This window comes from Nocardia sp. 2TAF39 (assembly GCF_052114905.1).
Taxonomy (GTDB): domain Bacteria; phylum Actinomycetota; class Actinomycetes; order Mycobacteriales; family Mycobacteriaceae; genus Nocardia.
This window is the reverse complement of sequence record NZ_JBFRFQ010000007.1, coordinates 1-12,460: the sequence shown is the minus strand read 5'-3', so window position 1 is coordinate 12,460 and position 12,460 is coordinate 1. Positions and strand designations below refer to the sequence as shown.

The following is a 12,460-nucleotide window of genomic DNA, read 5'->3' as shown; positions in this document are numbered from 1 at the left end:
CCGGTGCGAGTCGCCGGGGCCAGAAAGGGATGCCCGCACCCAGGTATACGCAACAGGTCGGCAGGGGAACAAATGCTGGTGAGGATCAGGCCGGGAGCGCAGCTTTCCGGCGCCGAGCGGGAATTCGTCGCGTGCCTGCGGTCGTATCCGACGACCGGTCTCGCCATGATCGACTTGGAGGCGGACAACCGGCGGATCGACGCGGTGGTCTGGACACCGCGGGGGGTCACCGTGCTCGAGGTGCACGGGTTCGAACGAAGGCAGAGCGGCATCCTGAGCATTCCCGCCGACGGGCCGTGGAAGATCAGCGACGCTCCGGTGGAGCTGGACGATTTCGATTCCGGAAGTCCGTCAGATCGAGTGGAACACGGCATCTACGCCGTCAAGCACATGCTCGAGCGGTCGTTGCAGGACCCTGGGCACATCAGCGGAGCCGTCGTGCTCATTCCGTTTCGCGGCGCGGTGGTGCGCCCTTCGCGCACCAACCTGCGGCCCGGCCTGGATGTCGTCGTCGGCAATGTCGCGGACGCGACCGAGCTGCGCATCTATCTGGAGGGGTTCTCCGCGGGCCCGCGCAACTGGACCGCGGACCGAGTGATCGGCGCGTGTAATGCGCTCGGCCTCGCCGGCCTCGCCCCGTCCCGTACCGAGTTGATCGACGCGGGATTCGAGGAGAACGTGCCGGAGCCGACGACAACCATTGCGCGCCAACCGAAACCGCGAATCGAGCCGACGCCGGGCGTCGCGACCAAACGACAGGCATACGCGGGCTGGACTGTGGTCGTCGTCGCGGTTGTCGGCATGGTGCTCGTGCTCGGAGTGATCGCCACCGCGCTGGCCCACGATTCGGCGCAGCGGGCCCCGGCGGCCGACACCACCACGACGAGCCCGACGCCGTCGCCGCCGCCGTACCGTCCGACCGAGTGCTGGCCGTTCCAGTCGAACTGCTGAGCATCAATCTCGCACGGCCCGGCCCAGTTTGGTGAGCCGCAGCGCGTGCTGCGCGCGGGCGAGCACGTGTGCCCGCGATGTATCGATATGGGTGGTCAGTGTCGCGAGCGCGGCATCGAACGCACCGGTCAGCAACTGCTCCGCGATCGTGATGTGCTCGGCGGTCATCGTGGCGATCCGGTCCGGGGTTGGCAGGTCCAGCGTGCGGACCGGCCGTACTCGGACGTGCACGGCGGTGAGCGCGTCGGCAAGGGCGGCGTTGCCCGCCGCGGTCAGCAACGTGGTGTGGAACCGTTCGTCGGCGGCCACCAGCCCGGGGCCCGCCTCGGGCGGATCGTCGCGCAACGCACGCCAAGTTTTGAGTTCCGCGCGCACCAGATCCAGGTCGTGCCCTGGCGTCGACTCGGGTCCGCCGGATTGCACCCGCTGAATCCCCCTGGCCTCCAGCACAATCCGTAACTCATAGAGGTGATCGAGTTCGTCCAGCCGAGGCCGGTACGGGTACAGGCCGTCGGAGAGCCGCTCGACCAGCCCCTCGGCTTGCAGCCGGGCCAGCGCCTCGCGCACCGGGGTGCGCGACACCTCGTAGATCTCGGCGAGTCGTTCTTCGCCGAGCCGTTCGGTCGGCACAATCGCTCCGGTGGCCAGATCCCGGCGCAGCGAGTCGTACACGCGCTCGCTCAACGGGATCCGACCCCTGTGGCGGGTCATGGCGGCGCTCAGATCGCCATCGCCGAGCGGACCGCGGTCTCCGCGCCCGCGCCGCCCGCCCCGGTGGAGGTGACCCGGCCGGATCGCAGGACGTAGTAGCGCTGCGCCGCCTGCAGCGCGAAGCCGATGTGCTGCTCGACCAGCAGCACGCTCAACCCGCCGCGCCGGGTGAGAGCGATGATGGTGCGCTCGATCTCGGCGACCACCGACGGCTGGATGCCCTCGGTCGGTTCGTCGAGGATGAGCAGCTTCGGCTCGGTGATCAACGCCCGCGCGATCGCGAGTTGCTGGCGCTGGCCCCCGGAAAGCAGACCCGCCTTGCGGGTGAGCAGCTCACGCAGTGCGGGGAACAGGTCGAGCGACTCGTCGATCAGCTCCTTGCCCCGCTTGCGTCCGTCCGCGACGACCTGCAGGTTCTCCGCGGTGGTCAGCTGTGGAAAACTCTGCTGTCCCTGCGGTACGTACGCGATGCCGCGGCGCACTCGCCGAGAGGGGGACAGCTTGGTGATGGTCTCTCCGTCGAATTCGATCCGCCCCGACTTCGTGCCGATCAGGCCGACGGCGGTGCGCAGCAGCGTGGTCTTCCCCGCCCCGTTGTGACCCATGACGGCGACCACGCTGTCGTCCGGAACCGTCACCGAGACGCCGTGGATCACCTCGGTGCGGCCGTAGCCGGAGTGGATATCGATCAGCTCGAGCATTCAGCGGACTCCTTGCCCTGCATGGTCGTTTCGTCTTCCAGGTCTGTCCCGACGGCCGCGGCGGTACCCAGGTACACCTCCTGCACCCTCGGGTCCGCCTGCACCTCCTCGACGGTGCCCTCGCTGAGCACTGTGCCGCCCGCCAGCACGGTCACCGAGGTGGCGAAGGCGCGCATGAAGTCCATGTCGTGCTCGACCACCACGACGACGCGTTCGGCACCGATCCGGCGCAACAGGTCCCCGGTCTCCTCGCGCTCTTCGGCGCTCATGCCCGCGACCGGTTCGTCCAGCAGCAGCACCGAGGCGTTCTGCACCAGCAGCATGCCGATCTCGAGCCACTGCTTCTGCCCGTGTGCCAGCACCCCCGCGGGTTGGTCCCGCAGGTCGGCAAGGCCGATGGTCTCGAGCGCCTCCTCGATGCCGGGCAGCACCGACTTACGTCGCCGCAGCATGGAGAGTGCCGACCGGCCCGCGCCCGCCGCGATATCGAGATTCTGTAGCACGCTGAGCTGCTCGAACACACTCGCGGTCTGAAACGTCCGTCCGATGCCGAGTCTGGCGATCTGGTGCGTCTTCTTGCCGAGTAGTTCGACGCCGGTCTTCTGCGCTGATCCGGTCGCCGGGGCCAGTCCGGTGATCGCGTCGATGAGTGTGGTCTTGCCCGCCCCGTTGGGGCCGATGAGGAAGCGCAGGTCGCCCTGCAACACCGTCAAGTCCACGTCGGTGACGGCCTTGAAGCCGTCGAAACTCACCGACAGGCCGCGGATTTCGAGGTACTCGCTGGACATTCCGGCGTTGCCGCCGAGTCTGGGTCGCGTCGTCTCGGTCATCGGGATTCCACCTTCTCCGCCGCGGGTTCGGCCTCGGGTAGCACTTCGGTCACCGCGACCGGTGCCGAACGCCGGAACCGGCTGTCCGGCAGGCCCTTCAGCACAGGCCATAGTCCGGCGAGTCCGGCCGGGACGAAGCCGACCACCACGATGAACAGCACGCCTTGCAGATAAGTCCAGCCGGAGGGGAACTCCTCGGAGAACGCCGTCTGAGCCCACGCCACGCCGACCGCGCCGAGCACCGGCCCGAGCAGGGTGCTGCGGCCGCCGATCGCGACACCGATGAGGAACGCGATGGACGGAACGACGCCGATGTCGGCGGGCGAGATGATGCCGACGATCGGGGTGAACAGCGCACCGGCGATGCCCGCGAAGAACGCGGCGACCACGTAGGCGACAATCTTCACGTTCGCCGGGTCGTACCCAAGGAAGCGCACCCGCTCCTCCTGGTCACGCACGGCGACGAGCAGTTCGCCATACCTGCTGTGCATCAGCTGCCGCACCAGCGCGACCACAACCAGCAGGGTGCCCGCCGCGATGAAGAACAGCATCTGCCGGTTCGCCGGGTCGGACAGCTTGAAGCCGAAGAAGGCGCGGAAATCCGACAGACCGGTGAAGCCGCCGATGGTCTGCTGGCCGGTGAGCAGGATGGCCAGCGCGGCGGCCAGTGCCTGGCTGAGGATGGCGAAGTAAGCGCCCTTGACCCGGCGCTTGAACACGCCGTAGCCGAGCACCACGGCGATCAGCGCGGGCAGCACGAGAATGCCGAGCAGCGCCACCGAAGCGGACGCGAACGGCTTCCAGAACGAGGGCAAGCCGCGGATACCGGCGATCTCCATGAACTCTGGCACGTCGTTGCCGAGCCGGGCCGCGTCGGCCATCTGCAGATGCATCGCCATGACGTAGGCGCCGATGCCGAAGAACACACCCTGACCGAGGGTCAGCATTCCACCACGGCCCCAGGCCAATCCGATGCCGACCGCGACGATCGCGAAGCAGAGGAACTTCGCGAGCAAGTTGAGCCGGAAGTCGCTGAGCACCGCCGGGGCGACCACGAACAACAGCAGGGCGGCGACCGCGAAACCGGCCAGTGCGGTGAGCGAGGAGTGCGCGCGCCACCGTTGTATGAGCGAAGTCAAGCCAGACTCCTTGTGCGGACGGTGAACAGGCCCTGCGGACGGACCTGCAAGAAGATGACGATGATGACGAAGACGATGACCTTCGCGATGGACGCGGTGGTCGAATATTCGATATAGGAATTGAGCAGGCCCAGGGCGAACGCCGCGATCACCGTGCCCTTGATCTGGCCGAGCCCGCCGATGACCACCACGAGGAACGCGTCGATCAGATAGCTCTGGCCGATCGTCGGGCTGGTGGAACCGATCAGTGTGAGCGCGACCCCGGCGACCCCGGCCAGCCCGGAGCCGATGAAGAAGGTACTGATGTCGGTGAAACGACTGGAGACACCGGAGGTTTCGGCGAGGCCGCGGTTCTGCACCACGGCGCGGATCCGCCGCCCCAGCGGTGTCGTCCCGAGCACCGCGGCAAGCGCGGTCACCGCGACGACCGCGAGGACGAGAATGAAGATGCGAGTCTTCGGCACCACCGCGCCCATGATCGTGACGCCGCCACTGAGCCAGCCGGGCGCGACGACATTTTTGGCGGGCGCGCCGAAGACGTCACGGGCGAGCTGTTGCAATACCAACCCGACACCGAAGGTGACCAGCAAGGTGTCCAGCGGCCGGTCGTACATCCAACGAATCAGGCCGATCTCCAACGCCGCGCCGAGCAGCCCCCCGACGAGGAATCCGATGAGCAGTGCGACGACGAGTGAGACACCCGCCGACGAGATGACCTTCTGCACCACGTAAGTCGTGTAGCACCCGGCCATGATGAACTCGCCGTGTGCCATGTTGATCACGCCCATCTGACCGAAGGTGAGCGAAAGCCCGAGCGCTGCGAGCAAAAGAATTGACCCCAGGCTCAGCCCCGTGAAAAGCTGGCCGACCAGCACGTCCATAAAAACTCCTGTGTTTTTGGCCGCGCGGGCGCGGCGTGTTCGCGGCCCCCTCATGGCCCGCGTCCGACCGACCGCCGCTGGCGACTTCGTCGCGGACGCGGCGGCCGCTCGGACGCGGGCCATGAGGGGGCCGCGAACGGGCAATGCTCGGTCTCGCTGCGCTCGGAAAGGGGAGCGGGGCCGGTGTGGTCGTGTCGTGTGAATGCGCGGCGGTGCATGATTGCGGCTTGTTTGGTGGATCGCGTATGAGCCGGCCGGACTCGTGACCGCTTCGGCTGCTCGGATGCGAGCCGGCCGCGAGCGGGTAGTGCTCAGCCGCGCGGGCCGCGAACGGCGCTTGAAGGCTTGGGTATTTCGGCGCCGGGGTTTCGGAAATCACCGTCGCTTGCCTCCTAGCGCGCGTTCGGGCCGCGAACGGGCGCGTCTACTTGAGGTTCTCGGCCCAGTTGTAGGACTTCAGGTATGGGTCCGGTGTGACTGCCTTGCCCGAGTCCCACACCGTGTAGATGAGTCCGTCCGGACGGATTTCGCCGATGCGGGCGGTCTTGGTGATGTGGTGGTTGGAGCCATCGATGGTGACCAGGCCCTCCGGCGCCTCGAAGGTCACGCCGTCGGCGGCGGCCTGGATGTCCGCCACTTTGAACGACTTCGCCTTCTCGACGGTGTTCTTCCACAGGTAGACCGAGGCGTAGGCGGCTTCCATCGGGTCCGAGGTCGGCTTGTCGGCGCCGTAGGCGGCCTTGTAGTCCGCGACGAACTTCTTGTTCACGGGGGTGTCGACGGTCTGATAGTAGTTCCAGGCCGTCAGCTGTCCTGCGACGTTCTGCGCGCCGATGCCCGCGACTTCCTCTTCGGCGATGGATACCGAAACCACCGGCATGTCAGCCGCTTTCAGGCCCGCGTTGGTGTACTCACGAAAGAAGGCGACGTTGGAGTCGCCGTTGAGGGTGTTGAACACCGCGCCGGCCTTCGCGGTACGGATCTTGTTCACAATGGTGGAGAAGTCGGTCGAACCCAGCGGGGTGTAGTCCTCGCCTTTGATCTCGATGCCGTTCGCCGCGGCGTAAGCCTTGATCTCGCGGTTGGCGGTCTGCGGGAAGACGTAGTCGCTGCCGACCAGGTAGAGGGAGGTGATGCCCTTCTGCTTCAGGTAGTCCAGCGCCGGGATGATCTGCTGGTTAGTGGTCGCGCCGGTGTAGAAGATGTTCTTGCTGTCTTCCAAGCCCTCGTATTGGACCGGGTAGTAGAGCAGCGAGTTCAGGCTCTCGAACTTCGGCTTCATGGCCTTGCGGCTCGATGAGGTCCACCCGCCGAATACCGCCGCGACGCAGTCGGAACTGATCAGCTTCTCCGCCTTCTCCGCGAAGGTCTTCGGGTCCGACGCGCCGTCCTCCAGCACCAGCTCGACCTTCTTGCCCAGGACGCCACCTGCGGCGTTGATCTGGTCGACGGCCAGCTTGGTCGAGTTGGCGACCGTGACCTCGGAAATGGCCATGGTGCCGGACAGCGAGTGCAGCGACCCGACCTTGATCGTGTCCTTCGACGTGTCGACGCAGGACACGGCGTTCGAGCCGGTAGTCGAGGCGTCGTCCTTGGCGCCACAGGCAGTCAGCAACAAGCCGGCGAGCGCGACCGCAGTCGGTACCGCCAAGGCCTTGACCACGCGCGTGGAGCGGTGTCGAGGGATGGCACGGGAATCTGGCATGGGGCGGAACCCTTCTCCTCATCAGGTGGTGCGGCGGCGCTGGGTTCGCGCCGCATCGAATACGCCGCCTTTCGCGCCGGTCACGGCGATAGACCGGGCTGTATACAACGGCTGTATTCGTGATGCGAACGGTAGACAGAAGTTATTGCGCCGGAATATCTCTCGGTGACGCGTCGGTTTCGTCTGTTTCGCCGATGTGAACGTTTGCCGGCAACGGCGGGTGAACTGGTGCGAGGTCGGCGGAAACCGCGCGCTGCGTAGGGGGGTGTGGTGTGTCTACGGTTGCGTAGCGTCGCCGCCGTGCGGCACGCTTCGATTTGTACAACGTCAGAACCCACGATCCGCACAACGGGCCGTGCAGTCGCGAGCCGAGGAGGACAAGGTGGGGCACTACAAGGCGAACCTGAGAGATATCGAGTTCAACCTGTTCGAAGTGTTCGAGCTGGACAAGCTCCTGGATACCGGTGCCTATGGCGACCTCGATTCCGACACGGCCCGCGAGATCCTGTCCGAGGTGCGGCGGCTGGCCGAGGGCCCCGTCGCGGAGTCCTTCGCGGCGGCCGACCGCGATCCGGTGGTCTACGACGCGAACACCTTCTCCATCTCTGTCCCTGAGCCGCTGCGCAAGACGATTGCCGCCGTGCGGGACGCGGGCTGGAGCCGTTTGGGCATGCCGGAGGGCATCGGCGGCCTTCCTGCGCCCGCGGCGTTGGTGTGGGCGGTCGCGGAGATGATCACCTCCGCCAACCCCTCGGCCTCCTTCTTCAACATGGGTCCGGTCATGGGCTCCGTGCTCTACAACGTCGGGACCGAGCAGCAGAAGCACTGGGCCACCCTCGGCCTCGAGAAGGGGTGGCAGGGCACCATGGTGTTGACCGAGCCCGACGCGGGCTCGGACGTCGGCGCGGGCCGCACCAAAGCCATCCGGCAGGACGACGGGTCCTGGCACATCGAGGGCGTGAAACGTTTCATCTCGGGTGCCGAGGTCGGCGACACCGCCGAGAATGTCTTCCACCTGGTGCTGGCCCGGCCGGAGGGGGCGGGACCCGGCACCAAGGGCCTCTCGCTGTTCTACGTGCCGAAGTTCCTGTTCGACCACGAGACGCTGGAACTCGGCGACCGCAACGGTGTGTACGTCACCGGGGTCGAGCACAAGATGGGTCTGAAGTCCTCGCCCACCTGCGAGCTGACTTTCGGTGGCACCGAGGTGCCGGCCAAGGGCTGGCTGGTCGGCGAGGTGCACAACGGCATCGCGCAGATGTTCCAGGTGATCGAGAACGCGCGCATGATGGTCGGCATCAAGTCTTCGGGAACGCTGTCGACCGGCTACCTGAACGCCCTCGACTACGCCAAGGAGCGGGTGCAGGGCGCGGATCTGACCCAGATGACCGACAAGGCCGCGCCCCGGGTCGCCATCAGCCAGCACCCGGACGTGCGGCGTTCGCTGGCCACTCAGAAGGCGTACGCCGAGGGCCTGCGCGCGGTGTACCTGTACACCGCGGCGCACCAGAACGCCGATGTGGCGCAGCTGGTTTCGGGCGCCGACGCCGACACCGCGCACCGGGTGAACGACCTGCTGCTGCCGATCGTCAAGGGCGTCGGTTCCGAGCGGGCCTACCAGTATCTGACCGAGTCGCTGCAAACCTTCGGTGGTTCGGGTTATCTGCAGGATTATCCGATCGAGCAGTACATCCGGGACGCGAAGATCGACTCGCTGTATGAGGGCACCACCGCCATCCAGGCGCAGGACTTCTTTTTCCGCAAGATCGTCCGCGACAAGGGCGCGGCGCTCGGCCACCTCAACCGCCGGATCGCGGCCTTCCTCGACGCGAAGACCGGCCGGTTCGAGGCCGAGCGGCAGTTGCTGCACACGGCCTCGGCCGATGTGCAAGCGATGACCGCCGCGCTCACCGGGTTTCTGATGGCCGCGCAACAGTCGCCGACCGAACTGTACAAAATCGGTCTCGGTTCGGTGCGGTTCCTGCTCGCGGTCGGTGACCTGCTCATCGGCTGGCGACTTCTGGTCCAAGCGGAGATCGCGGCCGCGGCCCTCGGGGCCGACGCGCCGGCGAAGGACCGCGCCTTCTACGCCGGAAAGGTTGCCGTAGCAAGCTTCTTCGCCAAGAACGTGCTACCGCAACTGACGGCGGTAAAGGGAATCATCACCACCCTCGACAACGACATCATGAACTTGGACGAGGCAGCCTTCTGATCCGCGAGCGGCAGAGCCTAGCGAGGCATTCTCGCGCGGGGTCAGGTGCTGGGGGCGGATAGGAGTTTCAGTACGACGGGGCGGGAGAGGGTGCCGGAGACCTGTCTGGCCAGCTGGTTGGCGCTTGCGCCCTCGGTGTGGGCGGTGCGCAGAGCGGCGGCGAGGTCGTCGCGGGCGGCTTCGGTGGCCGCTTGGGCGTCGCGGAGGCGGCGTGCCGCCCGGTCCACCTCGGACATCTCGTCAGTGGTCAACGTATTGACCGATTCGACTTCCAGGGGGGTCGCTTTGTCGGCGGCCGCGGCTGGGTCGCGCCGCATCGCCGCCCTGGCGAACTCCATCATGAACTCGCGGGTCGCGTCCTTGTCCTCCGCGGCGGCCTCGCCGAGCAGCAGCCGGGTGGTCTGCGGCACCGCGTGCGACCAGTTGGCCAGGCCGCACAGTGCGAGCAGCAGTCGGCCCGCGCGACTGGAGTCCACGTCGAATTGCTCTTGGGCGCGGTCGAATTTGCGCACATAGTGCTCGGCGCGCCAGCCATCTATGTCATGCGCGTCCGCGCCGCGGTGCAGCGCCTCCCAGAGCAGTAGCCGTAGCAGCTGCGGGTTGTGCCGGTGGTAATCGAACAGCTTGCCGACATACGCGCCCGGTTCGGTGTCGGCCAGGGGTTTGACCACGTCCAGGAACTCGCGCATGGTCTCGATGAGGATGACGTCGAACAGCTTGTCCTTGCTGCCGAACAGGCCGTAGATGCGCTCCTTGTTCACGCCCGCCGCCTCCGCGATGCGGTCGACCCGGGCACCGGCCAAGCCGTACTGCGCGAATTCGTCGCGCGCGGCGCGCAGGAGGGCCTGTTTGGTTGCGTCGCTTCGTTTCACCGTGGCCGTCATGGGCCACACTTTACCATTTCATTAAACCAACTATTTGGTTGACAACGTGTACGTGGAAGACCTACTGTCATGCCATGGCTACGCCCACCTATCAGCTCCCGGCCGACGCCCCGGCCATGACGCGTCACCGCAACGCGTCGCCGCGCGCCCACACCGCGCGCACGCTGCCCGTCTTCGTGCTGTCCGCCCTGCTGGCCACCGGCCAGATGTATGTCCCCATTCCCCTTTTCAACGCCATGAAAGCCGACTGGAGCGTCGGCTCCGGCGTGATGACCTGGATCATCAGCGCGTTCGCGTTCGGCTACGCGGGTGGCTTCGTGTTATTCGGCCCGTTGTCCGACCGCTATGGCCACCGCCGGGTACTGGTCACCGGAATGCTGGTCGCCTCGGTGGTCACTCTATTGACCGGACTGGCGTTCAGTGCGCCGGTGGCCGTCGGCCTGCGGATCGTCCAGGGGCTGGTCGTCGGCTCGATTCCGCCCGCGATCATGGCCTATGTGGCCACCCGCATCGCACCCGCGCACCGCGCGGTGGTCACCATGGCGGTGGCGACATCGTTTCTCGCGGCGACGGTGGTCGCGCAGATCGTCTCGCAGGCGGTGGTCGGCTCGTTTCCGTGGCACACCGTATTCATCGGTGCCGCTGTTGTTTTCGCCGTGCTCGCGCTGGTGTTGCGCGGCGTGATGCTCGGCGACGTGCCAACGGGGCGGGACCTTCCGCTGCGGCACAGCTATGCCGCGATCCCCGCGGTGCTGCGCATCAAGCCGCTGCTGCCGATGCTCGTGGCCGGTGCAATGAGTATGGCGGTGATGGTCGGGATCTACACCGGCCTCGAACTCACCGGCATCGTCAAGGGATCAGGTGAGCTCCTCGCCCTGCGTGCGGGAGCGCTCCCGGTGATGGTGGCACTTCCGCTGCTGGCCGTCCCGCTGGCCCGGCTGTCGAAGCACGGTCAGATCGTGCTCGGCGTCCTGATCGCGGCCTCGGCGATGGTGGCGGCGACGTTCGAGGGGACACACCTCGCGGTGCTCACTGTGCTGCTCGCGGTCCTGGTCGGCGGCCTCGGCGTTATCGCCCCCGCGGTCCTGCAGAGCGCGGGCGAGTTGGGTGGCGAGTCGCGCGCCGCCGCCATGTCGGTCGCCATGTTCAGTTTTTACGTGGGTGCCACCGTGGGCCCGCTGGTCGCCGCGGCCGCTGCGCCGCACGGCTTTTCGGCTCTCGCCTGGACCCTTGCCCTGATCCTGGTCGCCGCCCTCGGCATGACACTGGTCGCTGTGTTCGATTTGCAGCGCCTGCGGCGCTGCGTGTCCGCGGCCCCCTAGTAGCCGTAGCATCGGCCGACTTTCGGGCGGATATTCCGTAGTCGGCTGGTAGGGCCGGGTTTTCCGGTTGTTGCGCTGCGGGTGGGGGTGAGTGGTGGTTTGCTGGCTGGCGTTGGGGTCGGTCGGTGTGGTGGAGGGTGTGGTTCGTGGCGTCACGGTTTCCGCGCACGGGACCGTTGATGACGTGCAAGCTGAATCTGGAATTGATCGCCGCGCACTGGGACGATCTGCTGCGCCTGGCGGGGTCGTTGAAGTTCGGGCACGCCACCGCCTCGTTGCTGGTCGGGAAACGCTCGGCGTCGGGCCGCCCGAACGCCCTCGCGGCGGCGTCGAAGGAGTATGGGGCGCTGCGGCGCACGATCTACGCCGCGAAATACCTCGCCGATCCGGACTATCGGCGCAAATCTCGCGCCAGCTCAACAAGGCGAATCCCTGCACGCGCTGCGCCGCGACCTGCTCTACGCTCACGAGGGCATGATCCGGGCCCGGCACCTGGACGGACAGACCGAACAAGCATGGTGTCTCACCCTCGCTATGAACGCCGTAATCGCCTGGACGACAGAGTATTACGGGCTGGCCGTGGAGCAGATGCGGCGCACCGGGCGCCGCATCGACGACGACGTGCTCGCCCACATCTCACCCGCGCACAGTGAGAACATCAATTCTTCGGCGCGATCGAGGTCGACATCGATGCCGAACTCGCCCAGCTGGGGCCGACCGGCTACCGACCGCTACGAGTCCGCGACACTCTTTTCTGACCACCCCAGCCTCCGGCCCGCGCAGCTTCGAACACGCTGTAATACCGATTACCATGTGTTCGAGGCGGGGTACCTGACCGGTTGTACTGCGACGTCTCCTCCAGCGGTGCAAGGGGATTGTGCCGTCGGTGACCGATGGTCCTGCTGAATCAGATCCCTCACTGCCGTAGCGGAGGTCGGTGTGGCCGTTGTCGTGGTGCGCCCGGTCTCACTCGCTGACGCGGTCTATTCCGCTCACTACCGGACGGTCGGTGACGGCCTTTCTGGTGGGATCGCCCACGATGCCTGACTACTCGGCGCGGCGACTGGTGAAGTCGAAGGATCCGCCGTCGATGCCCCAGGAGATGACCCGTTCGGGGTGGATTC

At 66.7% G+C, this 12,460-nt stretch carries 11 protein-coding genes and 1 pseudogene; 5 read left to right on the top strand and 7 right to left on the bottom strand.

Translation table 11 applies throughout. From position 1 onward, the window contains the following. Positions 1-72: 72 nt before the first annotated feature. The gene (locus AB4Z47_RS06235; protein WP_441948576.1) at positions 73-951 is read left to right on the top strand and encodes an NERD domain-containing protein; all 879 of its coding nucleotides are present in this window, start codon (positions 73-75) and stop codon (positions 949-951) included. Positions 952-954: 3 nt separating this feature from the next. On the opposite strand, the gene AB4Z47_RS06230 is transcribed toward AB4Z47_RS06235, so the two are convergent. From AB4Z47_RS06230 to urtA, 6 genes are all read right to left on the bottom strand, one after another. Next, positions 955-1,662 carry a GntR family transcriptional regulator gene (locus tag AB4Z47_RS06230; RefSeq protein ID WP_441948574.1) on the bottom strand — a complete coding sequence of 236 codons (708 nt, stop codon included), beginning with the start codon at positions 1,660-1,662 and terminating at the stop codon, positions 955-957. 8 nt (positions 1,663-1,670) lie between these two features. Then, on the bottom strand, positions 1,671-2,363 hold the full coding sequence (gene urtE, locus AB4Z47_RS06225) for an urea ABC transporter ATP-binding subunit UrtE (protein ID WP_441948572.1): 693 nt from the start codon (positions 2,361-2,363) through the stop codon (positions 1,671-1,673). Next, positions 2,351-3,193, bottom strand: a complete 843-nt coding sequence (urtD, locus tag AB4Z47_RS06220; RefSeq protein WP_441948570.1) for an urea ABC transporter ATP-binding protein UrtD — start codon at positions 3,191-3,193, stop codon at positions 2,351-2,353. Before urtD ends, urtE begins: the two co-directional genes overlap by 13 nt. After that, positions 3,190-4,332 (bottom strand): urea ABC transporter permease subunit UrtC, encoded by a 1,143-nt coding sequence (urtC, locus tag AB4Z47_RS06215; protein ID WP_441948569.1) that lies wholly within the window; start codon positions 4,330-4,332, stop codon positions 3,190-3,192. Before urtC ends, urtD begins: the two co-directional genes overlap by 4 nt. Continuing rightward, entirely contained in the window at positions 4,329-5,213 is an 885-nt protein-coding gene (gene urtB, locus AB4Z47_RS06210) for an urea ABC transporter permease subunit UrtB (protein WP_441948567.1), read from the bottom strand. Before urtB ends, urtC begins: the two co-directional genes overlap by 4 nt. A gap of 424 nt (positions 5,214-5,637) precedes the next feature. Continuing rightward, the gene (urtA, locus tag AB4Z47_RS06205) at positions 5,638-6,918 is read right to left on the bottom strand and encodes an urea ABC transporter substrate-binding protein (RefSeq protein ID WP_441948565.1); all 1,281 of its coding nucleotides are present in this window, start codon (positions 6,916-6,918) and stop codon (positions 5,638-5,640) included. Between the two features lie 382 nt (positions 6,919-7,300). Here urtA and AB4Z47_RS06200 point away from each other — a divergent pair, with 382 nt between their 5' ends. Then, entirely contained in the window at positions 7,301-9,130 is a 1,830-nt protein-coding gene (locus AB4Z47_RS06200) for an acyl-CoA dehydrogenase (protein ID WP_441948564.1), read from the top strand. A 41-nt stretch (positions 9,131-9,171) separates the two neighbouring features. Here the strand turns inward: AB4Z47_RS06200 and AB4Z47_RS06195 are convergent, their stop codons facing one another. Then, positions 9,172-10,014 carry a TetR/AcrR family transcriptional regulator gene (locus AB4Z47_RS06195; protein WP_441948562.1) on the bottom strand — a complete coding sequence of 281 codons (843 nt, stop codon included), beginning with the start codon at positions 10,012-10,014 and terminating at the stop codon, positions 9,172-9,174. A gap of 74 nt (positions 10,015-10,088) precedes the next feature. Here AB4Z47_RS06195 and AB4Z47_RS06190 point away from each other — a divergent pair, with 74 nt between their 5' ends. The 3 genes and pseudogenes from AB4Z47_RS06190 to AB4Z47_RS06180 all read left to right on the top strand — a co-directional run bounded on the left by AB4Z47_RS06190 (position 10,089) and on the right by AB4Z47_RS06180 (position 12,242). Further along, positions 10,089-11,336: an MFS transporter gene (locus AB4Z47_RS06190; protein WP_441948560.1), complete on the top strand. Its 1,248-nt coding sequence runs from the start codon at positions 10,089-10,091 to the stop codon at positions 11,334-11,336. A gap of 125 nt (positions 11,337-11,461) precedes the next feature. Then, positions 11,462-11,743 (top strand): annotated as a pseudogene (locus AB4Z47_RS06185) (Tn3 family transposase); the annotation flags it as partial. Continuing rightward, the gene (locus tag AB4Z47_RS06180; RefSeq protein WP_441948558.1) at positions 11,676-12,242 is read left to right on the top strand and encodes a Tn3 family transposase; all 567 of its coding nucleotides are present in this window, start codon (positions 11,676-11,678) and stop codon (positions 12,240-12,242) included. The pseudogene AB4Z47_RS06185 and the gene AB4Z47_RS06180, both read left to right, overlap by 68 nt. Positions 12,243-12,460: the final 218 nt, after the last annotated feature.